23 protein-coding genes are annotated in these 25,677 nt (G+C 64.1%); 12 read left to right on the top strand and 11 right to left on the bottom strand.

Annotated features, from left to right (window positions below):
- The first annotated feature begins 328 nt into the window (after positions 1-328).
- The 4 genes from POF53_RS21850 (at position 329) to POF53_RS21835 (ending at position 6,439) form a co-directional block, all read left to right on the top strand.
- The gene (locus tag POF53_RS21850; protein WP_203651403.1) at positions 329-826 is read left to right on the top strand and encodes a hypothetical protein; all 498 of its coding nucleotides are present in this window, start codon (positions 329-331) and stop codon (positions 824-826) included.
- A 12-nt stretch (positions 827-838) separates the two neighbouring features.
- Positions 839-1,087: a hypothetical protein gene (locus POF53_RS21845; protein ID WP_203651406.1), complete on the top strand. Its 249-nt coding sequence runs from the start codon at positions 839-841 to the stop codon at positions 1,085-1,087.
- A gap of 105 nt (positions 1,088-1,192) precedes the next feature.
- Complete coding sequence (hrpA, locus tag POF53_RS21840; protein ID WP_498969385.1) at positions 1,193-5,098, top strand: ATP-dependent RNA helicase HrpA; 3,906 nt, start codon at positions 1,193-1,195, stop codon at positions 5,096-5,098.
- Positions 5,099-5,317: 219 nt separating this feature from the next.
- Complete coding sequence (locus POF53_RS21835; RefSeq protein WP_254464643.1) at positions 5,318-6,439, top strand: beta-ketoacyl-ACP synthase III; 1,122 nt, start codon at positions 5,318-5,320, stop codon at positions 6,437-6,439.
- Positions 6,440-6,647: 208 nt separating this feature from the next.
- Here POF53_RS21835 and POF53_RS21830 read toward each other — a convergent pair whose 3' ends face one another.
- A complete protein-coding gene (locus POF53_RS21830; RefSeq protein WP_498969383.1) occupies positions 6,648-7,892 on the bottom strand; it encodes a putative porin in 1,245 nt (414 codons plus the stop codon).
- A gap of 399 nt (positions 7,893-8,291) precedes the next feature.
- On the opposite strand from POF53_RS21830, the gene POF53_RS21825 reads away from it, so the two are divergent.
- The gene (locus POF53_RS21825) at positions 8,292-9,419 is read left to right on the top strand and encodes a GNAT family N-acetyltransferase (protein WP_498969381.1); all 1,128 of its coding nucleotides are present in this window, start codon (positions 8,292-8,294) and stop codon (positions 9,417-9,419) included.
- A 155-nt stretch (positions 9,420-9,574) separates the two neighbouring features.
- On the opposite strand, the gene POF53_RS21820 is transcribed toward POF53_RS21825, so the two are convergent.
- Genes POF53_RS21820 through POF53_RS21805 form a run of 4 tightly spaced genes read right to left on the bottom strand, consistent with a single transcriptional unit; the run spans position 9,575 to position 13,759 of the window.
- Positions 9,575-11,407 carry an ABC transporter ATP-binding protein gene (locus POF53_RS21820; protein WP_232857291.1) on the bottom strand — a complete coding sequence of 611 codons (1,833 nt, stop codon included), beginning with the start codon at positions 11,405-11,407 and terminating at the stop codon, positions 9,575-9,577.
- A 51-nt stretch (positions 11,408-11,458) separates the two neighbouring features.
- Entirely contained in the window at positions 11,459-12,016 is a 558-nt protein-coding gene (locus POF53_RS21815) for a peptidylprolyl isomerase (protein ID WP_254464645.1), read from the bottom strand.
- A complete protein-coding gene (locus POF53_RS21810; RefSeq protein ID WP_498969379.1) occupies positions 12,010-12,822 on the bottom strand; it encodes an alpha/beta fold hydrolase in 813 nt (270 codons plus the stop codon). The genes POF53_RS21815 and POF53_RS21810 overlap by 7 nt, the downstream gene beginning before the upstream one ends.
- Before the next feature lie 13 nt (positions 12,823-12,835).
- A complete protein-coding gene (locus POF53_RS21805; RefSeq protein ID WP_028693074.1) occupies positions 12,836-13,759 on the bottom strand; it encodes a LysR family transcriptional regulator in 924 nt (307 codons plus the stop codon).
- Between the two features lie 50 nt (positions 13,760-13,809).
- Between POF53_RS21805 and POF53_RS21800 the strand changes: the two genes are divergently transcribed.
- From POF53_RS21800 to POF53_RS21785, 4 genes are all read left to right on the top strand, one after another.
- A complete protein-coding gene (locus POF53_RS21800; protein WP_110739155.1) occupies positions 13,810-14,124 on the top strand; it encodes a 3-phosphoglycerate kinase in 315 nt (104 codons plus the stop codon).
- Positions 14,125-14,235: 111 nt separating this feature from the next.
- Positions 14,236-14,835 (top strand): FMN-dependent NADH-azoreductase, encoded by a 600-nt coding sequence (locus tag POF53_RS21795; protein WP_498969376.1) that lies wholly within the window; start codon positions 14,236-14,238, stop codon positions 14,833-14,835.
- Positions 14,836-15,172: 337 nt separating this feature from the next.
- Entirely contained in the window at positions 15,173-16,054 is an 882-nt protein-coding gene (locus POF53_RS21790; protein ID WP_331832627.1) for a carboxylate/amino acid/amine transporter, read from the top strand.
- 166 nt (positions 16,055-16,220) lie between these two features.
- The gene (locus POF53_RS21785) at positions 16,221-17,105 is read left to right on the top strand and encodes a LysR family transcriptional regulator (RefSeq protein ID WP_498969374.1); all 885 of its coding nucleotides are present in this window, start codon (positions 16,221-16,223) and stop codon (positions 17,103-17,105) included.
- Positions 17,106-17,148: 43 nt separating this feature from the next.
- On the opposite strand, the gene aepX is transcribed toward POF53_RS21785, so the two are convergent.
- From aepX to POF53_RS21760, 5 genes are all read right to left on the bottom strand, one after another.
- A complete protein-coding gene (gene aepX, locus POF53_RS21780) occupies positions 17,149-18,039 on the bottom strand; it encodes a phosphoenolpyruvate mutase (RefSeq protein WP_498969372.1) in 891 nt (296 codons plus the stop codon).
- Between the two features lie 28 nt (positions 18,040-18,067).
- Positions 18,068-18,895, bottom strand: a complete 828-nt coding sequence (locus tag POF53_RS21775; RefSeq protein ID WP_498969370.1) for a hypothetical protein — start codon at positions 18,893-18,895, stop codon at positions 18,068-18,070.
- Between the two features lie 33 nt (positions 18,896-18,928).
- Entirely contained in the window at positions 18,929-20,131 is a 1,203-nt protein-coding gene (locus POF53_RS21770; protein ID WP_498969368.1) for a pyridoxal phosphate-dependent aminotransferase, read from the bottom strand.
- Between the two features lie 43 nt (positions 20,132-20,174).
- Positions 20,175-21,395, bottom strand: coding sequence for an MFS transporter (locus tag POF53_RS21765; RefSeq protein WP_498969366.1), 1,221 nt, complete (start codon positions 21,393-21,395; stop codon positions 20,175-20,177).
- Positions 21,396-21,687: 292 nt separating this feature from the next.
- Positions 21,688-22,980, bottom strand: a complete 1,293-nt coding sequence (locus tag POF53_RS21760; protein WP_203651446.1) for a mechanosensitive ion channel family protein — start codon at positions 22,978-22,980, stop codon at positions 21,688-21,690.
- Positions 22,981-23,123: 143 nt separating this feature from the next.
- Between POF53_RS21760 and POF53_RS21755 the strand changes: the two genes are divergently transcribed.
- The 3 genes from POF53_RS21755 (at position 23,124) to POF53_RS21745 (ending at position 25,127) form a co-directional block, all read left to right on the top strand.
- Positions 23,124-24,449: a DEAD/DEAH box helicase gene (locus POF53_RS21755; protein ID WP_498969363.1), complete on the top strand. Its 1,326-nt coding sequence runs from the start codon at positions 23,124-23,126 to the stop codon at positions 24,447-24,449.
- A gap of 185 nt (positions 24,450-24,634) precedes the next feature.
- The gene (locus POF53_RS21750) at positions 24,635-24,916 is read left to right on the top strand and encodes a BrnT family toxin (protein WP_203651449.1); all 282 of its coding nucleotides are present in this window, start codon (positions 24,635-24,637) and stop codon (positions 24,914-24,916) included.
- Positions 24,891-25,127, top strand: coding sequence for a BrnA antitoxin family protein (locus tag POF53_RS21745; RefSeq protein ID WP_023631177.1), 237 nt, complete (start codon positions 24,891-24,893; stop codon positions 25,125-25,127). The genes POF53_RS21750 and POF53_RS21745 overlap by 26 nt, the downstream gene beginning before the upstream one ends.
- 11 nt (positions 25,128-25,138) lie before the next feature.
- Here POF53_RS21745 and POF53_RS21740 read toward each other — a convergent pair whose 3' ends face one another.
- A complete protein-coding gene (locus tag POF53_RS21740; protein ID WP_498969360.1) occupies positions 25,139-25,408 on the bottom strand; it encodes a hypothetical protein in 270 nt (89 codons plus the stop codon).
- Positions 25,409-25,677 lie beyond the last annotated feature (269 nt).

Here is a 25,677-nt window from a genome sequence, read left to right as displayed (position 1 = left end):
CAATGCCACAGCGCCCAGAACGCCATGATGATATGGACCAGCGGATTTTCACCGGCACGGGCCCGGGCCTTCGGCAGCGAAGGGTAGGGCAGCGGGCGGGCAATCATCGGGTCGAGAAGCATCCCTGGATACTCACATGGCCTGTAAGGTTGATTAAAGCAGTGAATGGCGACGTTCATTCCGGTGGCAGCTAAACATTGGCAAGGTCTGCCCGCCGCGTTGCAGCAGCTTAGGAAGCTTCCCACAGTTTTATCGGACTTAGGCTAGTTGGCAGGTGGCGCGCCAGCGGTGAAAGTCCCTTTCTTTGTAAGAATGGTCAGGGATCGCCATGCAAGCGCAAAGGACTTATCAGGTAATCGCCCATCACGCGATCGTCTTCGATGTCAGCGAGTTCATCATCCAGCCAGGAGAATGTTGCCAAATCCGGCAAACGGGCCTGCCATGGGTGCATGCCGGGCACTATCGGGTCGTTGAAAAAATGGCGGAGCTTTACGACCGGATGCTGGCAGGGCAGCGGCCTTGCCTGATGACGGTTGCGGTATCGCGGCCGTTAACTCGCCAGCAGGGGGACAGCCTCAATCAGCAGAGGTACAGGGTTTCGGGCATTTTCAGTACCGCAGCGGGTAAAGCGACGGCGGATGTCGCGCTAGCAATGGCAGGTGGGCCTGCGGCGGCGGTCGCAGGGATCGCCGCCACCGGAGCTGTGGCGTGGTTGATTCAGAATAAGATTCCTACTTTTCATGCTGGGGATGTACTGGCATCGCTGTCAGCAACCGTGAAAGGCGGTATTGGTCCCCAATCCAGCAGCCTGATGTTGATTATCTGAAGGGGAGCGGATATGTGGGTGCTTTATGGTATTTGCTATGCCCTCGTGGTCGGCACGTTGGTCGACTGGGCATGCCGGTCAAGGTGCATCAGGTTTCTTCTCTATATCGTCTTCAACGTCACGGGGATTACCGCCTGTAATCAACTGGGTGAAGAGCAGTTCCTGCAACTTGATGGTATTGGCTGGTCAGCTTTTTTCGTGGCAATTGCTACCCCGTTGTTGTTCAAGCGCTCCCGCTATTTCGAGCGTGATCGCGACTGAACGGCGGGCACAGGCAGCATCGATTTCGCAAATCTGCGACAATCGCGCCTCTTACGCCTGCCGATCATGAAAAAGCAGCACTCGCCTGCATCATTAAAAAGTCCCATGACAGACCACGCCATCGACCAACTGCTGAAGAACCTCGACCACGCCATGATCGCCGACCGCCATCGGTTGCGCCGGCAATTGCACGAGCTGCGCAAGCGCCCCGACGAGGGCAAGCTCGCGCAGTGGGTGGAAAAGGTCCAGGCCTCCTGCGCCCAGGTCACCGCGCGCCAGCAGAGCGTGCCGAGCATTCGCTACGACGACAACCTGCCCATCGCCGCCAAGCGCGACGAGATCAAGAAGGCTCTGGCCGAGCACCAGGTGCTGGTGATCGCCGGCGAGACCGGTTCCGGCAAGACCACCCAGCTGCCGAAGATCTGCCTGGAGCTGGGCCGCGGCAGCCATGGCCTGATCGCCCATACCCAGCCCCGGCGGATCGCCGCGCGCAGTGTCGCGGCGCGGGTTGCGGAGGAGCTGGGCACGCCGTTGGGGGCGCTGGTCGGCTACCAGGTGCGCTTCGAGGACCAGAGCGATTCGAACACCCTGGTCAAGCTGATGACCGACGGCATCCTGCTGGCCGAAACCCAGCACGACCGTTTCCTCGAGCGCTACGACACGATCATCGTCGACGAGGCTCATGAGCGCAGCCTGAACATCGACTTCCTGCTCGGCTACCTCAAGACCCTGCTGCACCGCCGCCCGGACCTGAAGTTGATCATCACCTCGGCGACCATCGACCTGGAGCGCTTCTCCAAGCACTTCGACGGCGCGCCGATCATCGAAGTGTCCGGGCGCACCTACCCGGTGGAAACCTGGTACCGGCCGCTGACCAGCGAGCACGACGAGGAGGGCAACCAGGTCGAGGAGGACCTGTCCGTCGACCAGGCGATCCTCGCCAGCCTCGACGAGATCGCCCAGCATGAGCGCAGCCAGGGCAAGGGTCCGGGCGATGTGCTGGTGTTCCTGCCCGGTGAGCGCGAGATCCGCGACGCCGCCGAGATCCTGCGCAAGGCGCAGCTGCGCCACACCGAGATCCTGCCGCTGTATGCGCGGCTGTCGCCGGCCGAGCAGCAGCGGATCTTCCAGTCCCACAGCGGCCGGCGCGTGGTGCTGGCGACCAACGTTGCCGAAACCTCGCTGACCGTGCCGGGTATCCGCTACGTGATCGACAGCGGCACCGCGCGCATCAGCCGCTACAGCTACCGCGCCAAGGTCCAGCGCCTGCCCATCGAGGCGGTGTCCCAGGCCAGCGCCAACCAGCGTAAAGGCCGCTGCGGGCGTGTCGAGCCGGGCATCTGCATCCGCCTGTACAGCGAGGACGACTTCAACGGCCGCCCGGCGTTCACCGATCCGGAGATCCTGCGCACCAACCTGGCTGCGGTGATCCTGCAGATGCTGCACCTGCGCCTGGGCGCGATCGACGCCTTCCCGTTCATCGAGCCGCCGGATGGCAAGGCCATCAGCGACGGCTTCAACCTGTTGCAGGAGCTGTCGGCGGTCAACCGCGAGAACCAGCTGACACCACTGGGCCGCCAGCTGGCGCGCCTGCCGATCGATCCACGGTTGGGTCGCATGCTGCTCGAAGGCGCCCGTCAGGGCAGCCTGCAGGAAGTGCTGATCGTCGCCAGCGCGCTGTCGGTGCAGGACCCGCGCGAGCGCCCGCCGGAGCGCCAGCAGGCTGCCGACCAGGCGCACGCGCAGTGGAAGGATGTCGATTCCGACTTCGCCGCGCTGGTCAACCTGTGGCGCGGTTTCGAGGAGCAGCGCCAGGCGCTGACCGCCAGCCCGCTGCGCAACTGGTGCCGCAAGAACTTCCTCAACTACCTGCGCCTGCGCGAGTGGCGCGACGCCCATCGCCAGCTGGCGCTGATCTGCCGTGATCTGCAATTGGCGGTCAACAAGGACGCCTGCGACTACCAGCCCCTGCACAAGGCGATTCTCAGCGGCCTGCTCAGCCAGATCGGCCAGAAGACCGAGGAGGGCGACTACCAGGGCGCGCGTCAGCGGCGTTTCTGGGTTCACCCCTCGTCGGGCATCGGCCGCAAGCGCCCGCAGTGGGTGATGGCCGCGGAACTGGTGGAGACCACCAAGCTGTACGCGCGCATGGTGGCCAAGATCGAGCCGGACTGGATCGAGCCGCTGGCCACCCACCTGATCAAGAAGAACCACTTCGAACCGCACTGGGAGAAGAAGCGCGGCCAGGTGGTGGCCTACGAGCAGATCACCCTCTACGGGCTGATCCTGGTCGGCCGTCGGCCGGTGCATTTCGGCCCGATCGACCCGGTCACTTCCCGCGAGCTGTTCATCCGCGACGGCCTGGTCGGTGGCGAGATCCAGTCCCGGGCCAAGTGCCTGGCGGCCAACAAGCGCCTGCTCGAGCAGCTCGACGAGCTGGAGGCCAAGGCCCGACGGCGCGATATTCTGGCCGACGAGGAGACGCTGTACGCCTTCTACGAGGCGCGCCTGCCCGAAGAGATTCACCAGACCGCGACCTTCGACAGCTGGTACCGGATGAACAGCCAGAAGGATCCGAACCTGCTGATCATGCGCGAAGAGGACGTGCTCGCCCGCGAGGCCAGCGAGGTCACCGCCGCGCAGTATCCGGACCACCTGCAGGTGGGCGATCTGCGCCTGTCGCTGAGCTATCACTTCGAACCGAACCACCCGCGTGACGGCGTGACCGTGCGGGTGCCGGCGCCGTTGTTGCCGAACCTGCCGGGCGAGCGCCTGGAATGGTTGGTGCCCGGCCTGCTGGAGGCCAAGTGCATCGCCCTGGTGCGCAACCTGCCCAAGGCCCTGCGCAAGAACTTCGTGCCGGTGCCCGACTTCGTCAAGGCGGCCCTGTCGCGCCTGGTGTTCGGCCAGGGGGCATTGCCGCAGGCGCTGGGGCAGGAGTTGCTGCGCATGACCGGGGCGCGGGTGTCGGACGAGGCCTGGGCGGAAGCGGCCGGGCTGGTCGAGGGCCATCTGCGCATGAACATCGAAGTGGTCGACGCCCAGGGCAAGTTCCTTGGCGAAGGCCGCGACCTCGCCGAGCTGACCGCCCGCTTCGCCGCCGCCAGCCAGGCGGCGCTGGCCCTGCCGCGCAGCGAGAAGGCCGAGCAGCCGGTACAGGCCAAGGCCTTCGCGCAGGTGGCGCAAACCGCCCAGCAGAAGATCGCCGGGCTGTCGATGACGGTCTACCCGGCGCTGGTCGAGGACAACGGCACGGTACGCGAAGGGCGTTTCTCGACCCAGGCCGAAGCCGAGTTCCAGCACCGTCGCGCCTTGCAGCGCCTGTTGCTGCAACAGCTGGCGGAACCGGCCAAGTTCCTGCGCGGCAAGCTGCCGGGGCTGACCGAACTGGGGCTGTTGTACCGTGAACTGGGCCGAATCGAGGCACTGGTCGAGGATATCCTCCTGGCCAGCCTCGACAGCTGTGTGCTGGAAGGCGAAGACCCACTGCCGCGTGATGGCGCGGGCCTGGCCTCGCTGGCCGAACGCAAGCGCGGCAACTGGACCGAGCACGCCGAGCGCCTGGCCCGCCTGACCCTGGAGGTGCTGAAGCTGTGGCATGGCCTGCAGAAGCGCTTCAAGGGCAAGATCGACCTGAGCCAGGCGGTGGCGCTCAACGACATCAAGCAGCAGCTGGCCAACCTGGTGTACCCGGGCTTCGTGCGGGAGACGCCGGGTGCCTGGTTCAAGGAGCTGCCGCGTTATCTCAAGGCGGTGGAACTGCGTCTGGAGAAGCTGGGTTCGCAGGTGCAGAAGGACCGGGTGTGGAGCGCCGAGCTGGCCAATTGCTGGGCGCAGTACCAGGCCCGCGCCGACAAGCATGCCCAGGAAGGCAAGCGCGATGAGCAGTTGACCCTGTACCGCTGGCTGCTGGAGGAATACCGGGTGTCGTTGTTCGCCCAGCAACTGGGGACGAAGGTGGCGGTTTCCGACAAGCGACTGAGCAAACAGTGGAGTCAGGTGGAAGCCTAAGCTCCCAAAGTTGTGGCAAACTTGCAGGAATTTGCGGCCGCTGTGCGGCCGATCGCGGCACAAGGCCGCTCCTACAGGAGAACGCCGATTCTGTAGGAGCGGCCTTGCGCCGCGAACGAGGGCTCAGCCCTCGCCTCAAAATTGGTACCAAGGTGCCATTAAGTTGCCCTTATTCCGGCCAGCGCCTTGTGGCGATGGCCCCAGACCAGAGGAACGACCGTGCACAACGTCGTCATCAGCGGCACCGGCCTGTACACCCCGGCCCAAAGCATTTCCAACGAAGAACTGGTGGAATCCTTCAACGCCTGGGCACAGCGTTTCAACCGTGACAACGCCGCCGCCATCGAGCGTGGCGAGGTCGAGGCGGCGCCGCTGTCCGACGCCGCCTTCATCGAGAAGGCCTCGGGTATCAAGAGCCGCTTCGTCATGGACAAGGTCGGCATTCTTGATCCGCAGCGCATGAAGCCGCGCCTGCCTGAGCGCGGCAACGACGAACAATCGATCCTCTGCGAGATGGGCGTGGCCGCCGCCCGCCAGGCCCTGGAGCGTGCCGGGCGCACCGCCGCCGATGTCGACGGGGTGATCGTCGCCTGTTCCAACCTGCAGCGCCCATACCCGGCCATCGCCATCGAAGTGCAGCAGGCACTGGGTATCCAGGGCTTCGCCTTCGACATGAACGTGGCCTGCTCGTCGGCCACCTTCGGTATCCAGACCGCCGCCAACAGCGTGCAGCTGGGCCAGTCGCGCGCCGTGCTGGTGGTCAACCCGGAAATCTGCACCGGCCACCTGAACTTCCGTGACCGCGACAGCCACTTCATCTTCGGCGATGCCGCCACCGCCGTGCTGGTCGAGCGTGCCGACCTGGCCACCTCCGAACACCAGTTCGACATCGTCAGCACCAAGCTGCTGACGGCGTTCTCCAACAACATCCGCAACAACTTCGGCTTCCTCAACCGCGCGGCGGAAGAGGGCATCGGTGCTCGCGACAAGCTGTTCGTGCAGGAAGGCCGCAAGGTGTTCAAGGAAGTCTGCCCGATGGTCGCCGAGCTGATCGGCAAGCACCTGGCCGAGAACGATCTGCAACCGTCGGACGTCAAGCGCTTCTGGCTGCACCAGGCCAACCTGAGCATGAACCACCTGATCGTCAAGAAACTGCTGGGGCGTGAAGTGGCCGAGGAAGATGCGCCGGTGATCCTGGATCGTTATGCCAATACCAGCTCGGCGGGGTCGGTGATTGCCTTCCACCTGTACCAGGATGACCTGGCCAAGGGCTCGCTGGGTGTGCTGAGTTCGTTTGGTGCTGGCTATTCGATTGGTAGTGTGGTGCTGCGCAAGCGCTGATTATCAGTTCGAGAAAGCTGGGGCCGCTTTGCGGCCCTTTCGCGGCACAAGGCCGCTCCTACAGGGGACCGCATTTCCCTGTAGGAGCGGCCTTGTGCCGCGAAAGGGCTGCAAAGCAGCCCCCAGCTTTCTGACAGGCAAAAAAAGCGGGAAATGCCGGATGGGGTCGGCATTTCCCGCTTCAGGGTGGAGCAAGGGAGCGTAGCGCTTAGAACTTGGCTTCCAGGTCGACCTGCAGGGTATCGACGTCAGCATTGTTGTTCGGCAGCTGCGACAGGTCGGTCTTGGCCATCAGGTAGGCCGCGCCCAGCGAGAAGTTCTTGTCGATCTCGTAGCCGACCTTGAACTTGTGGCCACGGGACCCGGTGAAGCCGGCACCGAAGTCGGAGTCGGTGAACAGGCTGACCACGGCGTTGCGCTGCACGTCGCGGTAGTTGTAGTCCAGGCTCCAGGCGCCCAGCTTGGTCTTCAGACCCGCCAGCCAGGCCTTGTCCTCGCCGTCGGTGCTGTCGGTGTTCTTGACGAACTGGCCATAGGCCGACAGCGGGATAGCGAAGCCGGTGAAGTCCACCTGGCCAAAGCCTTCAGCCAGGTTGAACTCGGTGGTGGTGTTGCCGAAGCTGCGCAGCACGGCCGACTTCTTGTCGTTGTCGAAGCCGTAGAGGCTGCCGCCGACGGTGACCTTGACGCTGTCAGCCAGGTTGAACCTGGTGCCCAACTGGCCGTGGTACAGCTGCGCGTCGTGCTTGAACTGCACGCCGTCGCCGTCGACGTTGTCCTTGAGGGTGTAGTGACCGGCGCTGCCGAACACTTCGGCGCCGCCCAGGTTGGTCTTGTAGGTGACGGCCACGCCTTCCGGGTTGATGTCGCTGTCCCAGATGATGTCGCCCATGCTCACCCACGGCTGCAGCATCTTGCCGCCGATCAGGTGCAGGTTCGGCACGGCGGTCGGGTGCCAGTCGAGGTAGGCAAGGTCCACCCACAGCGATTTCTTGTCGAAGTAGTTGTCCAGGCTCTGGTTGGTCGAGCGGGCGTCCGAGCTGCTGCCGGTGGCCACGCGAATGCCGGCGTCGACCTGCGGGTTGATCTCGCTGTAGAAACCGACGCGGGCACGCACACGCTCGCGGTCCTGGTTGCCACTGCGGCTGTTGGGGTTGTCGACGTTGACGTCTTCGTAGCGCAGGCGCACGTCACCCTTGATCTGGGTCTTGGCGGCCCATGCCACTTTTTGTTCGAAGGAGCTCAGGCGCTCGGACTGAGCTTTCTGGTCGGCCTTTTCCTTGGTTTCCTTTGCCAGGTCGCCCTGCAGTTCGGTGTACTGCGCCTGGTTGATCGAGCCGTTGGCGCGGAGTATTTCGAGCAGCTTGGCGTCGACAGCAGCACTGGCCGGAGTACTCAGAGCCAGCATCATGCCGGTGAGGCTCACTCCGGTAAGTGTAGAAACAAGACGCATAAGGTTCTCCCTGTTGGAAAAGTGGGGAGGCTCAAGCGCCCGCCCCCGAGTTGGCATGTCTTCGGAAAGGGCCTGACTAGTGTCCTGTCTCGGAAATAAGCTGTTCACTTTTGGCGGCGTCTTGGGCGCCCGGCCGGCGTTGCCACTCCTCGCCATAGCCCTGCTATGACTCGTCGCGGCGCCTTGCCCGAACACCCAAGCCACTCGCCAAAAGAGAACGTATTTCCGAGACAGGACACAGACAGGTTCTGGGGTTCCGGAAAACAGGCGCAAGTATTGCGGGGGGGAATGACAGAATAATGTCTGAATAGTGGCACTGTTGTTAAGTAAACAGGCCGTCATTTGTGTGTCACGGCGGCTTTGGCAATACTGGCGCCCTGTCCATAGCGAGTTGCAACCGTGATCAGCCTTCACAGCCTTGCCCACCTGCGCGACCTGCCGGCGACCACCTGGGACGCGCTGGTGCCCGACGGCCAGCCGTTCCTGCGTCACGCCTTTCTCAGTGCCATGGAAGACAGTGGCAGTGTGGTACCCGACACCGGCTGGGCCGCCGAACACCTGGTGCTGGAGCGCGATGGCGAGGTGCGGGCGCTGCTGCCGGCGTACCGCAAATGGCATTCGTTCGGCGAGTATGTGTTCGACCATGGCTGGGCCGATGCCTGCGAGCGGGCGGGCATCGCCTACTACCCCAAGCTGCTCGGCGCGGTGCCGTTCAGCCCGGTCGCCGGGCCGCGCCTGCTGGCGTCCGACCCTGCTGATGGCCTGCTGCTGTTGCAGGCGATACCCGAGTACCTGGACAAGGGGGGGCTGTCGGGGGCGCACATCAATTTCACCGACAGCGTGCTGGACGCGGCCATTGCCGGCCAGCCGGGCTGGCTGGAGCGCCTGGGCTGCCAGTTCCACTGGCGCAACCGGGATTATCGGGACTTCCAGGATTTTCTCGACACCCTCAGCTCACGCAAGCGCAAGCAGATGCGCAAGGAGCGCGAGCAAGTGGCGGGGCAGGGGATCGACTTCGCCTGGTACCGCGGTGATGAACTGAGTGAGGCGCAGTGGGACTTCGTCTACCGCTGCTATGCCAACACCTACGCTGTGCGACGCCGGGCGCCGTACCTGACCCGCGAATTCTTCAGCCTGGTGGCCGAGCGCATGCCCGAAGCGATTCGCGTGGTGATTGCCCGGCAGCAAGGGCGCGAGGTGGCGATGGCCTTCAGTCTGGTGGGAGGCGACAGCCTGTATGGCCGCTACTGGGGGTGCCTGGACGAATTCGACCGCCTGCATTTCGAGACCTGTTTCTACCAAGGCATGGACTTCGCGATCGGCGAAGGCCTGCAGCGCTTCGATGCCGGTGCCCAGGGCGAGCACAAGCTGATTCGCGGGTTCGAGCCTGTGATCACGCGGTCGTGGCATTACCTGCTGCACCCGGGGTTGCGCCGGGCGGTCGCGGACTTTTTGCGTCAGGAGCGCGAAGGAGTGATGGCCTACGCCGACGAGGCGCGGGGGATGTTGCCGTATCGCCAGGTTTGAAGTGACTGGCCACACGCTATCCCTGTAAGAGCGGCCTTGTGCCGCGAAAGGGCCGCAAAGCGGCCCCGGCGAACTTTGCGTCAACGCTGAAATCCTGGGGCTGCTACGCAGCCCTTTCGCGGCACAAGGCCGCTCCTACAAGGGACCCCTTCAACTCAGTCGACGCCGACAAACCCCCCGGTCTGGTGATGCCATAACCGCGCATACAACCCGCGCTGTGCCAGCAACTCGGCATGGCTGCCGCTTTCGACGATATGCCCCTTGTCCAGCACGATCAGCCGGTCCATGCGGGCGATGGTCGACAGGCGGTGGGCGATGGCGATTACCGTCTTGCCCTGCATCAGCGTCTCCAGGCTTTCCTGGATCGCCGCCTCGACCTCCGAATCCAGTGCCGAGGTCGCCTCGTCCATGATCAGGATCGGCGCGTTCTTCAGCAGTACCCGGGCAATGGCGATGCGCTGGCGCTGGCCGCCGGAGAGCTTGACGCCACGCTCGCCGACATGGGCGTCGAAGCCGGTGCGGCCCTGGGCATCGGACAGCTGCGGGATGAACTCGTCGGCCCGGGCCCGGCGCACCGCCTCCCAGACCTCCTCGTCGCTGGCCTGCGGCCGGCCGTACAGCAGGTTGTCGCGGATCGAGCGGTGCAGCAGCGAGGTGTCCTGGGTGATCATGCCGATCTGCGCACGCAGGCTGGCCTGGTTGACCTCGGCGATGTCCTGGCCGTCGATGAGGATGCGCCCGCTGTCGATGTCGTACAGGCGCAGCAGCAGGTTGACCAGGGTCGACTTGCCGGCGCCGGACGGGCCGATCAGGCCGATCTTCTCGCCAGGGCGGATGTCCAGGTTCAGGGCATCGATCACCTTGCCGCCTTTGCCGTAGTGGAACTCGACATGGTCGAAGCGCACCGCGCCGCGGCTGACCTTGAGCGCCGGGGCATTGGGCCTGTCGCTGACGGTGACCGGCTGGGCGATGGTCTGCAGGCCGTCCTGGACCATGCCGATGTTCTCGAAGATGCCGTTGACCACCCACATGATCCAGCCGGACATGTTGACGATGCGGATCACCAGGCCCGTGGCCAAGGCGATGGCGCCGACGCTGATCAGCGACTGGCTCCACAGCCACAGGGCAAGGCCAGTGGTGCTGACCACCAGCAAGCCATTCAGCGAGGTGATGACCACGTCCATGCTGGTGATCACCCGTGAGGCCAGCTGGGTCTTCTCGGTCTGCTCGCTGATCGCCTCGCGGGCGTACTGCTGCTCGTAGTCGGTGTGGGCAAACAGCTTGAGCGTGGCGATGTTGGTGTAGCCGTCGACGATGCGCCCCATCAGCTTGGAACGGGCGTCGGAAGAAATCACCGAACGCTCCTTCACCCTGGGCACGAAGTAGTACAGCGCACCGATATAGCAGGCGATCCACACCAGCAGCGGCAGCATCAGCCGCCAGTCGGCCTCGGCGAACAGCACCAGCGCACTGATGGCGTAGATCAGCACGTGCCACAGTGCGTCCACCGCCTGCACCGCCGAATCGCGCAGGGAGTTTCCGGTCTGCATGATGCGCTGGGCGATGCGCCCGGCAAAGTCGCTCTGGAAGAAGTTCAGGCTCTGCTTGAGCACGTAGGTGTGGTTCTGCCAGCGGATCAGGCTGGTCATGCCCGGGCTGATGGTCTGGTGCACCAGCAGGTCATGCAGGCCGAAGAACACCGGCCGCAGCACCAGCACCACCACCAGCATCCAGATCAGCTCGCCGCTGTGCTCGCTGAAGAAATTGGCGTTGGGCGTGCCCTGGGCCAGGTCGATGATCCGGCTCAGGTAGCTGAACAGCGCCACTTCGATCAGCGAGGCGATCAGGCCGACGATCAGCAGGGCGAGGAAGCTCGGCCACACCTGGCGCAGGTAGTAGAGATAGAAGGGCCAGACCTTGCCGGGAGGCGCCTCGCTGGGCGCCTCGCGGAAAATGTCGATCAACTGCTCGAAACGACGGTACAGCATGGGTGACGACACTCCTGTTCGACCCGACTCACGTCCCTGTGTGGCGCGGGATCAGTCGATGCGTTTGGCCGACTTGATGTAGACCGGATCCGCCGGTACATCGCGCATGCCTTTCTTGACGGTGGTCGGCGAGTTGACGATCTGGTCGACCACCTCCATGCCCTTGGTGACCTTGCCGAACACCGCGTAGCCACGGTCGCGACCCGGGTTGAGGAAATCGTTGTCGGCGACGTTGATGAAGAACTGGCTGGTGGCCGAGTTCGGGTCGGAGGTACGGGCCATGGACAAGGTGCCGCGGGTGTTCTGCAGGCCGTTGCTCGCTTCGTTGCGGATCGGGTCCTGGGTGCTCTTCTGCACCATCTGGTCGGTGAAGCCGCCGCCCTGGACCATGAAGCCCGGGATCACGCGGTGGAAGATGGTGTTGTTGTAGAAGCCGCTGTCCACGTACTGGAGGAAGTTCTTGGTACTGAGCGGCGCTTTTTCTGCGTTCAGCTCGATCTCGATCTTGCCAAAGCTGGTGACCAGCTCAACGTGCGGGGTCTTGTCGGAGGCCATGACGCTGGTGGCGAAGGCGACCGAGCAGGCGGTGAGCAGAAGTTTTTTCAGCATGGGCTCAAAGATCCTTGAGAGGTGGAAGCGGCTGCGAGGAACTGCAGCACGGTACGGTTGAAGACTTCAGGTTGATCCAGAGGCGTAGCGTGCCGCGAATCGTCGATGACCGCCAGTCTGGCATTGGGCATCAGGGCGACGTAACGCTCCTTCAGTTGTATCGGTGTGTAATCGTGGTCGGCGGCGATCACCAGGGTGGGACAGCGGATCTGGCCGATGCGTTCCTGCACGCCCCAGTCGACGATGGCGTCGAAGCTTTTCAAATAGGCACGTTTGTCGTTGCGCGCCCAGCGCTCGGCCATCTTGCGCCGCAGTTCGGCCTGCTCCGGCTTGGGGAACAGCCGCGCGGCCAGGCCCTTGCCGACGGTCTCGACACTGAGCAGGCGCGCCAGGCCCCAGCGCTTGAGCCACCAGATCCAGTCGCTACGGGTGCGGCGCTTGACCTCGGGGGCGCTGTTGACGATGCACAGGCTGCGCAGCCAGTCGGGGTGGTCGACGGCGAACTGGAAACCGAGCATGCCGCCCATGGACAGGCCGACGAAGTGCACCGGGCCGGTGTCCAGATGGCGCAGCAAGGCCAATAGATCCTCGCTGAAGGTCTTTATCTGGTAGCCCTTGCGTGGCTTGGACGATTGCCCGTGGCCGCGGATGTCCATGAGGATCACCCGGTACTGGCGGCTGAGCTCGGGTACCTGCAGCTCCCAGTCCTGGCTGCTTGAGCCCAGCCCGTGCAGCAGCACCAGGGGCTCGCCCTGGCCGTGTTCCTCGTAATGCAGCAGGCATCCGTCATGTTCGAAACAGGCCATGGGCGCGGTCCTCTCAGGCTTGCGGGGGGGCTGCGAAGGGCACGTCCAGCGGCGCGGTGTCGAAGTTGCGCAGCAGTTCGATGAGGATCTGCGTGGCCGGGCCCAGGGTCTTTTCCTTGCTCGAGTAAAGGTAGAACAGTGGATGGCGGCTGCCACCCTGATCCAGCGGTAGGGGCTTGAGCACGCCTTCGCGCAGCTCGCGCTCGATCATGTGCCGGGGCAGCCAGGCAAAGCCCAGGCCGCTGCCGACAAAGGTCGCCGCAGTGCCCAGGCTGCCGACCGTCCAGCGCTGCTCGGCGCCGAGCCAGCCGACATCGCGCGGCTGGGCCCGGCCGGAGTCGCGGATCACCACCTGCAGCTGGCTTTCCAGGTCCTGGAAGGTGATCTCGCGGCCCATGCGGTGCAGCGCGTGCTCGGGGTGGGCGACGGCGATGAACTCCACCGGGCTCAGCTCGGTGCCCAGGTAGCCGCCGATGTTGAAGCTGCTGATGGCAAGGTCGGCGATGCCTTCGTGCAGCACTTCCTCGACCCCGGACAGCACCTCTTCGCGCAGGCGTACCCGGCAGCCGCGGCTCTGCGGCATGAAGGCGGCCAGGGCGCGCACCAGGCGGGCGCTGGGGTAGGCGGCGTCGACCACCAGGCGCACTTCGGCCTCCCAGCCCTGTTCCATGTGGTGGGCCAGGTCTTCCAGCTGGCTGGCCTGCTTGACCAGTTGCCGCGAACGGCGCAGCAGCACGCTGCCGGCCTCGGTCAGCACCGCCTTGCGTCCATCGATGCGCAGCAATGGCACGCCCAGTTGCTCCTGCATCCGCGCCACGGTGTAGCTCACCGATGACTGCGAACGGTGCAGGGCCTCGGCGGCCTGGGCGAACCCACCGTGGTCGACCACTGCCTGCAGGGTCCGCCACTGATCCAGGGTAACGCGCGGTGCTTTCATCCAGGGCTCCTGTTGTCCTAAGCTGCGCTCTTCCCAAGGAGAGCGCCCGTATGAAGAAATGTTGTGCGGCTTTGCTGTTGTGCCTGCCCCTCGGGGCCATGGCATACCCGATCGATGTGGAAAAGGACCTGACCGGGGTCAAGGTCGACTACACCGCCTACGACACGGCCTACGACATTGGCTCGATCAGCCTCAACAACTATGGGCAGGTACCGGCGGCGTGCAAGGTCACTTTCCGCAACGGCCCCGAGGCGCCACGGGTGCGCCGGGTCAATGTGCCCGCCGGCAGGAGCGTGGATGTCACCGCCAAGTTCAACCGGCAGATCATCAAGCTGCGCATCGTGCTCGACTGCAAAGCGCAATAAAACAGATTAATCGATAGGTTGATCCCACTTTTTACGCTTTTTTATCGATAGGTCAACCACTAATCTCACCTCCATCGAATCGCCACCCTTTACCGCCGATGGAGGCACCCCATGTCCCGCGTACTGATCATCGAAAGCAGCGCCCGCCAGCAGGATTCCGTTTCCCGTCAACTGACCCTGGACTTCATCCAGCAATGGCAAGCGGCGCATCCGGCTGACGAGATCAAGCTGCGCGACCTGGCCGTGAACCCCGTGCCGCACCTGGACGCCAACCTGCTCGGCGGCTGGATGAAGCCCGAGGAGCAGCGTAGCGCCGCCGAGCGTGACGCGCTGGAGCGTTCCAACGCGCTGACCGACGAACTGCTGACTGCCGACGTGCTGGTGATGGCCGCGCCGATGTACAACTTCACCATCCCCAGTACCTTGAAAGCCTGGCTGGACCACGTGCTGCGCGCCGGCATCACCTTCAAGTACACCCCGACCGGGCCGCAGGGCCTGCTCAACGGCAAGCGCGCCATCGTCCTGACCGCCCGCGGCGGCATCCATGCCGGTGCCAGCAGTGACCACCAGGAACCCTACCTGCGCCAGGTGATGGCCTTCATCGGCATCCACGATGTGGACTTCATCCACGCCGAGGGCCTGAACATGAGCGGCGAGTTCCACGAGAAGGGCCTGAACCAGGCCAAGGCCAGGCTGGCTGCGGTGGCCTGAATCGCGAAGAATTCCCAACCCTGACACCTTGTTGCTCCTTTGGGTGTGCCTGCCCGGCCAAGTGATGGCCGGGCTTTTTTTATGCCTGTGAGGACGGCACGCCTCCTGTAGGAGCGGCGTTGTGCCGCGAAAGGGCCGCAAAGCGGCCCCGGCGATTTCTGCTCGATACTGAAATCCTGGGGCCGCTACGCAGCCCTTTCGCGGCACAAGGCCGCTCCTACACGGGGAAGCGCGCGAAGAGAAAGGGGAGACGTCCACGAGCACCCCAAAAATCCCATGGTTGAACTGCCCAGGCCCAACCCGCTAAGGTCCCCGCCTTGATCCACGAGGGCCAACCATGGGCTACCTGATAATCGTCGCGCTGATCCAGGCGTACTCCTTCAACCTGATCGGCGAATACCTGGCCGGCCATGTCGACAGCTACTTCGCCGTACTGGCCCGTGTTGTCCTGGCCGGCCTGGTGTTCCTGCCGCTGACCCGCTGGCGCCAGGTCGAGCCGCGCTTCATGCGCTCGATGCTGCTGATTGGTGCGCTGCAGTACGGCATCACCTATGTCTGCCTGTACCTCAGCTTCCGCGTGCTGACGGTGCCGGAGGTGCTGCTGTTCACCATCCTCACCCCGCTGCATGTCACCTTGATCGAGGATGCCCTGAACCGGCGCTTCAACCCCTGGGCGCTGCTCGCCGCCCTGGTGGCGGTGGCCGGCGCGGCGGTGATCCGCTTCGACACGGTCACCGGCGAGTTCTTCATCGGTTTCCTGTTGCTGCAACTGGCCAACTTCACCTACGCCGCCGGCCAGGTGCTGTACCGCCACCTGGTGGCCCGTCACCCCAGCGACCTGCCGCACTACCGCCGCTTCGGCTATTTCTACCTGGGCGCGTTGCTGGTGGTGTTGCCGGCCTTCCTGCTGTTCGGCAATACCCAGCACCTGCCGAGCACCGACACCCAGTGGCTGGTGCTGCTGTTCCTTGGCCTGTGCCCGACGGCGCTGGGGCTGTACTGGTGGAACAAGGGCGCCTGCCTGGTCTCCGGCGGTACCCTGGCGGTGATGAACAACCTGCATGTGCCGGTGGGCTTGCTGCTCAACCTGCTGATCTGGAATCAGGACGAACCGCTCGGGCGCCTGGCCATTGGCGGTACGGTGATCCTGGCGTCGGTGTGGTTGAGCCGCTTGGGCGGTCCGCGTGCAGGGCTGCCGGGGACTGCCTCGTCGCGCTAGAGGTATCTGCGCAAGACGAAGGCGCCCGCATGGGCGCCTTCGTCATTCACGGGGGCAATACCAAGGCAGGCTTTGCCCGGCCGACGGTGGCAGGCAAGATGGACACAGGCGGCTCAAGATCGCCCGTTCCGACAATGGATTTGCCTGACACTACAAGGAAGAGACCGTGAACCTTGACCTGACCGACCTGAAACTGTTCATCAAGATTGCCGAGTCCCCCAGCCTGACCCAGGGCGCCAAGCGTGCATGCCTCTCGCCTGGAGCCGCCAGCATGCGCATCAAGTCGATGGAAGCCGAGCTTGGCGAGGGGCTTTTTCATCGCCAGCACAAAGGGCTGGTGCTGACCCTGGCAGGTCAGCGGTTGTTGATCCATGCCCGCAAGATCCTGCGCCAGCTCGAAGTGCTCAAGGCCGAATTCGACCACCGTGAAGAGCCTGACGGAGCAAGCATGCGCATGTATGTCGCAGGCTTCAGCGCATTCGAGTCGACCCAGCGCCGGCTGGTGCGCTATCTCGCCGATCACGCCAACGTCGCCATCGACCTGCAGCAACGCACGGCCGGGGATATCGTTCGCGGCATTCGCGAGGGCGCCGTTGACATGGGCGTGGTGCTCGGCAGCGACCCTGTGGAGGGTTGCGCCTCGATCGCCCTGCCGGTGCTCAACTACGTGGCGGTGCTGCCCAGGCATCATGCATTGGCCGCCAGCGCCTCATTGCGCCTGGGCGACGTGCTGCGCCACCCGCAGGTCGGGTTGGCGACCGACAGTGCGCTGTGCCGTCTGATCGAGCAGCAGGCCGATATCGATGGTGTCGCGGCCCAGTTCAGGATCAAGGTGTCCGGCGCCGAGTCGCTATGCCGGATGATTGCCGAAGGCGTCGGTATCGGTATCGCATCGGATGCAGCGGTGCAGCCTTATCTCGATGGCTGTGGCCTGGTGGCCCGACGCCTCGATGAACCCTGGGCGCGCCAGCAGCACATGATGCTGGTCAGGCATTTCGAGCGCATGCCGCGGCATGTCACCGAACTGGTTTCCTACCTGAGCGCCGCCTGAGCAAACCCGGCAAAGGGGCCGCGTTGCGGCCCCGATGTGTCGGTCATCGTGTGCCGGGCACCAGGTTGAGGATTTCATCGATGGGCATGCAGGCCGGCTCGATCTCATAGGCCCGGTCGTGCTCGAGGATGCTGGTGGCGACCTGGCGCATGGCCGAGTAGGCGCCGCGTAGCATGTGGTTGGCGTAGATCACCGCATTGAAACCGGCATCGGCCAGGCACGAGAAGGTCAGTTGCGGGTAGCTGGTCGGCACGCAGACCAGGGGTGTGTGCGGATGGGTCTGCTTGAAGCGGCGGGCGAATTCGAGGATCTCCTCGCCCGTGCTCTTGCGGCTGTGGATCATGATGCCGTCGGCGCCGGCCTCGGTGTAGGCGCGACAGCGTGCGAGGGCGTCATCCAGGCCTTTTTCCAGGATCAGGCTCTCGCAGCGGGCGAAGATCATCATCGAGCCCCCCAGGCGATGTTGGGTGCCGACCCTGATCTTGTCGCAGAAGTGCTCCATGGTTTCCTGCTCCTGGTGCACGCTCAGGCCCAACAGCGAGTTTTTCTTCAGCCCGCATTTGTCCTCGATGACGATCGCCGACACCCCGGCGCGGGCCAGCCACTGCACATGGATGGCGAAATGCTCGATCTTGCCGCCGGTGTCGGCGTCGTAGATCAGCGGCAGGTCACAGACCGCGAGGATTTCGTTCAGTCGTTCCAGGCGGTCGCTGGGCGAGAGGATCTCGATGTCCGGCAGGCAGCGCTGGGTCGAGTCGGTCAGCGAGCTGGACCAGATGGCATCGTAGCCCAGGCTGCTGTCGCCGGCGCCGAGGCGCACGCTCTTGGCCAGCATGGCCGAGATCGGGCTGTGTGCCTCGAGTACCCGCAGGCAGGCTTTTTCACTGAACAACTGGCGCAGGTCGATGCGCGCGTCACGCTTGATCACGTTCATATGCCTTATCCCTGTTGTGAGGTGTTCGTCAGGCGGCGAGCACCGACTCCATCTTGTCCAGGTGCTCGCAGGCTCTTTTCACGTATTCGCAGGACAGCGCCTCGATGCGCGTGTAGTCCAGTGCCTGGCGGGTGGCGCGGCAGTAGAGTTCGAGGGCGCTGGTGGCATGGAAGAAATGCTGCGCCTCGACCGCGCCGCAATGCACGCTGAGGAACGAGGCGATGCGATGCGCCTCGCCCGGGGTCTTGCCTTGCGCCTCCTTGAGCCAGTCCTTCCACAGGGGCGTCATCACGTTGTATTCCCCGGTATTGAACAGCTCGGTCATCGCCATCATCTCGATGGCCTCGACCAGTTGCGGGGCGAGCGGCCGCTTGCTGCCCACCCAGGTGGAGAATTCCTTGGTCACCGGGTTCAGGTAGCGGTCCTGCAGGCGCCAGTCCTCCGAGCCGCAGATGGCGGTGGCCATGCGCGCATACAGCTTGGAGTGGTGCGGGTGGCCGTGCATCTCGCCCAGGCCGATGTCCTCGACGATGATTTCGCCGCAGTGACGGGCGGCGTCCTGCAACAGCAGCCGGGCCTGGGGATCGTCGATGGCCTCGGACTCCTGCAGCAAGCGCACGATGATGCTTGATACCGCATGGGCGGCACCGTCCGGGCTGCGCCAGCCACAGAAGAAGGTGCACAGGCTTTCCCGTGACCAGGGTTTGGCGGTGATGCGCTGGTAGGTATCGAGGTAGTCCTCCAGCAGGTCGGCGTGCACCTCGAAGCCTTTTTTCAGGGCGCTGGCCAGCCGTTTGTCCTGCACATCGGTCAGGGCCTGGTCGACGAATGACAGCATGAAATCCGTTTTCTTCATGTCATGTTCTCGCGGGTTGTGGAAAGTCCGGGGTCAGGCAAGCATTGCAATGAAGTCGGTGAAGCGGCCCAGGCCCTCCTCGAGGTCCTGCGGGCTTACCGAGTAGGACAGCCGCACGGCGCTCGGGTCGCCATTGCTGCAGCCGGGCACCAGGGCGATGCGCGCCTCGGTCAGCAACAGCTCGCAGAGGTGGCTGGCGTCGCGGATCGCCTCGCCCTGGTAGCGTTTGCCGAGCAGGCGGGTGATATCCAGGTAGAGGTAGAACGCGCCCTGTGGTGGCGAAAAGCGGATCGCCTCGAGCTTGCCGAGCAGCGCCGTGGCGATGGCCAGCTGGCGATCGAGCTGGGCATTGACCTGGGCACCGAACCGCCGCGCGCCGTCGCCATCCAGTGCGTTGAGCGCCGCGTACTGCGCCAGGCTGCTGGGATTGGAGGTGGTGTGGGCCTGCAGGTTGTGCATGGCCGCGACCACCGCCTTCGGCGCACAGGCATAGCCCAGGCGCCAGCCGGTGACCGCCTGGCTCTTGGAGAACGAGTCGATGATGATGGTCGAGGCCTTGAGCTCGGGCAGCAGCGCGACCAGGTTGTGATGTTGCTGGCCGTTGCGCAGCAGGCTGCGGTAGCACTCGTCGAAGATCACCCAGAGCTTGTGCTCCAGGGCCAGCTCACCGATGGCGAGCAGTTCCCGTGGGTCATAGACCACCCCGGTGGGGTTATTGGGGGTGTTGATGATGATCGCCTTGCTGCGCGGCGACAGCGCGGCCTTGACCGCCGCGCCGCGCAGGCTGTGGTGGTCGCTCTTGGTGTCGACGAACACCGGACGTGCACCGGCCAGTTCGACCTGGGTGGGGAAGGTTTCCCAGTAGGGCCGCGGGATGATCACTTCATCACCCGGATCGAGCAGCACCATGGCGCTGTTGAACAGGGCTTGCTTGGCACCGCTGGACACCGCGATCTCATCGGCGCCGTAGTCGACGCCCAGGCGCTGGCTGACGCTGCTGGCCAGGGCTTGGCGCAGCCGCGGATTGCCCAGGGGCGGGGTGTAGCGGTTCCACTGTTCGTGGACCGCCGCGATGGCGCCGTGGCGCATGTCCGGAGCGGCGTCGCTGGACAGCTCGCCGGCGGCGAAGTTGATGACCTTGATGCCGGCGTCACGCAGGGCGTTGGCCTTGCTGCGCATGCTCGAGGTGCCGGGCGCGTTGATACGCGCGGATCGTTGCGACAGTCCGTTGCTCATGGTTGACGTCCTTGTTGTTCTTGATCTGGAGCGATGTTGCGGATCAGCGGCGCGGTAGTCCCTTCATGCCGTTGTAGATCACCAGGCACAGCGGCAAGGTCAGCAGCAGCACGCAGGCCAGCACTACCAGGCCTTCGACGACACCGGCCTGGTCGGATATCGCGCCGATCAGCACCGGGGCGAGGGCGCCACCACCCACGGTCCCGGTATAGAACCAGGCGAATACCCGGTCGCGCCGGTCCCGTGGGGCGAAATCCGGAACCAGGCCGCCAAGTACCGACGAGGTGCCGTTCAGCGCCACGCCGATCAGCGGCATCACCAGCATCAGGGCGCCATAGGGCAATACCAATGCCAGCAGGATCAGCAGCGCGGTCAGCACTTCCGTGCAGATCACCGTGCGCACCGGCCCCAGGCGTGCGCCGAGGTAGCCGCAGAACAGCTTGCCGAAGGCGCCGCCGATGAACAGCAGGGCCAGGGCCAGGCCGATGTGCTCGGTGTTGGCGCCCTTGCTCTGCAGCAGGAACGGCAGGAAGGTCAAAAAGCCCATGCGCACGCCGCTGTCGATGCTGCCGGTGGCGATCAGCGCCATCAGGCCGGTTGGCGTGCCGGTCGCGTCGGCGACCTTGGTCTTCTTGCTGGTGGTTTCGTGGGCCTGGTTCTTCGGCATCAGCCACCACAAGGCGAAGGCGGCGGCGATGCCGAGCACGCCAAGCAGGGTGGCGTTGGTCTGCCAGGAGATGTAGACCAGCACCAGCCCGGTTAGACCGGGGATGACCGCCTTGCCGATATCCCCGGCGAAGTTGTACTGGGCCAGCGCCTGCTTGACCCGCCCGCTACCTTCGTAGGCGTCGGATACCAGCGCCGAAGCCAGCGGGTGCTGGGTGCTGGCGCCGAGGCCACCGATCATCAGCGCCAGCAGCAGCAGATTGATATCCGTGGCCTGGGCCGCCAGCAGGTAGGCGAAGCCGGCGAGGGCGGTGCCCCTGACAAGCAGGGTTTCGCGCCCCCATTTGCGTGCGCCGCGGCTGGCCAGCAACTGGAAGCCGGCCATCATCCCGGCGTAGGCGCCGCGCAGCAGGCCGACCTGGGCATAGCTCAGGCCGAAGGCGGCCTGCCAGATAGGCAGCAGCACATAGATAACGTCGGTCAGGCCATCGTGCACGCCATGGGCCAGGCTGCCGGCGGCCAGTGCCTTGCGGCGGTTGGCCGGATCGCTGCGGTCCGGTTCGTCGAGTGGTTTTTCCAGGGAGATGTCCTGACGCATCGCTTGCTCGCAGTCCTTTGGCCGATACCGTGCCGCCTGTCATTGGGGCGACCTGTTCGCTGCAGGTTAGGAGAAGCGGGGAGAGGCGGGTATTCGTATTTCTCGAAGGCTGGCGTTTAATAATTCTGAAATACTTGTAACTAATTGTTTCTTTGTGCTTTGTGAGAACACAAGGCCATTGTGCACAGCTGAAAAAACTTTCCGTTCGTCAGCGATCCGTGGGAGCGGGCTTGCCCCGCGATGGCAGTGCCAGCCTTTTCGCGGGGCAAGCCCGCTCCCACGCATCCCTAAATCAGGCTTCGTCGAATTCCCGCATCGAGGTCACCAAAGGTGGCCTGGCCGCCAGCCCCGCACGCATGTCGTTGCCACTCGGCTGCTGGTACAGGCTCAGCCCGAACTCCGGCAGCACCGCCAGCAGGTAGTCGAAGATATCGCCCTGGATGCGCTCGTACTCGGCCCACACCGTGGTGGTGGTGAAGCAGTAGATCTCCAGCGGCACGCCCTCGGCGGTGGTCTGCATCTGGCGGACCATGCAGGTCATGTTCGGGTGCACGTTGGGGTGGTTCTTCAGGTAGGCCAGGGCGAAGGCGCGGAAGGTGCCGATGTTGGTCAGCTGGCGGCGGTTGGCCGAAAGCTCCGCCACCGGGCCCAGGGCCTCGTTCCAGTGATGCAGTTCCTGGCGCTTCTGCGCCAGGTAGTCGCCCAGCAGGCGTACCTGGCCCAGGCGCTGTTCTTCGTCCGGGCTGAGGAAGCGCACGCCGGCGGCGTCGATGAACAGGCTGCGTTTGATCCGACGCCCGCCGGACTGCTGCATGCCGCGGTAGTTGCGGAATGACTCGCTCATCAGGCGCCAGGTGGGGATCGAGACGATGGTCTTGTCGAAGTTCTGCACCTTGACCGTGTGCAGGGTGATGTCCACCACATCGCCGTCGGCGCCGGCCTGGGGCATCTCGATCCAGTCGCCGACGTGCAGCATGTCGTTGCTGGTCAGCTGCACGCTGGCGACGAACGACAGCAGGGTGTCCTTGTACACCAACAACAGCACCGCCGACATGGCGCCCAGACCCGACAGCAGCAACAGCGGCGAGCGGTCGATAAGGGTGGCGACGATGACGATGGCGGCGAAGATCCACAGCATCATCTTGGCCAGCTGCATGTAGCCCTTGATCGAGCGGGTGCGGGCGTGCTCGCTGCGGGCGTAGATGTCCAGCAGCGCGTCGAGCAGGCAGGACAGGGCGCGGGTCATGAACAGCAGGGTCACCGCCAGGGCGACGTTGCCGAGGAAGTGCTGGGTGGTGGCCGACAGCTCCGGCACCAGCTTCAGGCCGAACTGCACCACCAGCGACGGGGTGGTCTGTGCCAGGCGGTGGAACACCTTGTTGTGGCGCAGGTCGTCCAGCCACCTGAGTGCCTGTTGGCGGCCGAGCAGGCGGGTGGAGTGCAGGATCAGGAAGCGTGCGAGGCGGCCGACCAGCAGCGAGACCACCAGCAGCACGATCAGGCCGAGGGCGGCGTGCAGCAATGGGTGTTGGTCGAGCGTGCCCCAGAGGTCGAGGGCGTCGCGCCAGAAGCGTTGGATGTCCATGGGCGTGGAAGCGGTCTGTGTTGCGGTATGAAGGGGTATTAGAGCGTGGATCGGCGCAAAGTTGCCAAAAGAAATTCGGTTCTGGCCACGGAAAACGTTACCCTATGCAACTGAATTTTTCGCACTTGCCCGAGGTTACCCCCGTGTTTTCCCAATTCGCCCTGCACGAACGCCTGCTCAAAGCCGTGGCCGAGCTGAAATTTGTCGAGCCGACGCCGGTGCAGGCAGCGGCCATTCCCCTGGCCCTGCAAGGGCGTGACCTGCGGGTGACGGCGCAGACCGGCAGCGGCAAGACTGCCGCCTTCGTGCTGCCGCTGCTCAACCGCCTGGTCGACCGCAAAGGTCCAAGCGTGGAGATCCGTGTGCTGATCCTGCTGCCGACCCGCGAGCTGGCCCAGCAGACCCTCAAGCAGGTGCAACTGTTCTCCCAGTTCACCTACATCAAGTCGGGGCTGGTCACCGGCGGTGAAGACTTCAAGGAGCAGGCCGCCATGCTGCGCAAGGTGCCGGACGTGCTGATCGGCACCCCCGGCCGCCTGCTCGAGCAGCTCAATGCCGGCAACCTGGACCTGTCGCACGTGGAAGTGCTGATCCTCGACGAAGCCGACCGCATGCTCGACATGGGCTTTGCCGAAGACATGGAGCGCCTGTGCAAGGAGTGCGAGAACCGCAAGCAGACCCTGCTGTTCTCGGCCACCACGGGCGGTGCGGCCCTGCGCGATATCATCGGTAAAGTGCTCAAGGACCCTGAGCACCTGATGCTCAACAGTGTCTCGCAACTGGCCGAGGGCACCCGTCAGCAGATCATCACCGCCGACCACGACCAGCACAAAGAGCAGATCGTGCAGTGGCTGCTGGCCAACGAGACCTACCAGAAGGCAATCATCTTCACCAACACCCGTGCCCTGGCCGACCGTATCTATGGTCACCTGGTGGCCAAGGAGGTCAAGGCTTTCGTCCTGCACGGCGAGAAGGACCAGAAGGACCGCAAGCTGGCCATCGACCGCTTCAAGGATGGCGGTTCCAAGGTCCTGGTGGCCACCGATGTCGCCGCCCGCGGCCTGGACATCGACGGCCTGGACCTGGTGATCAACTTCGACATGCCACGCAGCGGTGACGAATACGTGCACCGTATCGGTCGCACCGGCCGTGCCGGTGGCGAAGGCCTGGCGATCTCGCTGATCACCCACAACGACTGGAACCTGATGTCGAGCATCGAGCGCTACCTCAAGCAGCAGTTCGAGCGCCGCGTCATCAAGGAGGTCAAGGGCACCTACAGCGGGCCGAAGAAGGTCAAGGCCTCGGGCAAGGCTGCCGGCAGCAAGAAGAAAAAGGGTGAGAAGAAGGCCGGTGCCGACAAGAAGGGCGCGGCCAAGAAAAAGCCTACCGCCAAGCCGAAGGCCAATGCGCCTCTGGCCAGCTCCGACGGCCTGGCACCGCTGAAAAAGCGCAAGCCGGCGGCTGAGTAAGCCCCTCCGGTCATGAGCCCGCCACTGCAACGGTGGCGGGTTGCTTCACCTCTTTCCCCAGGGCGCGTAGCCCGTTTCCCAAACCGTATTCCAGCCCGGGCATTTTGCCGCCCGACCGCCACACTCCTCTGGCATCTGCAGTCAAGGAGGAGTAGTGTATGTACAGCTGTAAATACGATTGTCCCGTGCGATTTGAATGGGACGAGGACAAGAACCTGCTCAACATCCGCAAGCACGGTATCGACTTCAATGACGTGCCCGAGATGTTCCGCCAGCCGATGCTGGCGTTGCGCGATGAGCGATTCGAGTACCCGGAGGCACGCTGGATAGGCATGGGCTGGATCAACGCCTGGGTCAGCGTGGTCGCCTACACCGAACGGCAGGGTGATGTGATCCGCATCATTTCCGCCAGAAGAGCCACACGACGTGAGGTAACGCGCTATGTCGAAACCGTCCAGAAGCTGTGAGCAAGACCAAGCCCCGGTCGATACCTCGGACATCCCCGAACTCGACGATGACTTTTTCCGCCGCGCCGAGCTGCGAGTGCCGGCCAAGCAAACGGTGACCATCCGCCTGGACGCCGACGTGCTGGCCTGGTTCAAGGAACAGGGGGCCGGCTACCAGACCCGCATCAACCAGTTGCTTCGCCAGTACATGCAAGCCCAGCAGCGGCGCTGACACTGGCGCGGTCAGGTTTTCCTTTCCGCTTCTTTAAGCTCCTGGATGCGCTTGTCGATCAACTGGCATTTGTCCGGCAAGTCCTTGCTGGCCGTTCCGAGCTCCATGTGCTGGAGCTCTTCGTTGATCTCCTTGGCCTTGCGCGGGTTCTGTTCGGTCAACTGGCTGACCAGCCCTGCCAGTTCTTCTCTTTTCTGCGTGGCCTCTTCCGGTGTGCAGGCCCAGATGGGCTGTGCACAGAGCAGGGTGGCCGCGCAGATAAGGCATGGCAACGGTTTCATCCCTCGACTCCTTGTTACCAGTGGATTCAGTCCGGTGGAGGCGTCTGGCTGCCTGGAAGTTCAGTCCAGGTGATTGCTGGAAGGGTCCTTTGACGATTTCACGGTTTTTTGACGATATTAATTTGACGCCATGATGATGGCCAAATAATATCCCGCGCTCTTTTCCGTGGTCCAGGGACTGGATGATGTCTATGCGTTTTAACCGGGGGCGAGCTTGCATGCTTGCCGCCTTGCTGGCCTGCACGACCATGGGTACGGCCCGTGCTGCC

The organism is Mitsuaria sp. RG (assembly GCF_028369275.1).
GTDB classification, from domain to species: Bacteria; Pseudomonadota; Gammaproteobacteria; order Pseudomonadales; family Pseudomonadaceae; genus Aquipseudomonas; species Aquipseudomonas peradeniyensis.
This window is presented reverse-complemented; position numbering and strand designations above follow the sequence as displayed.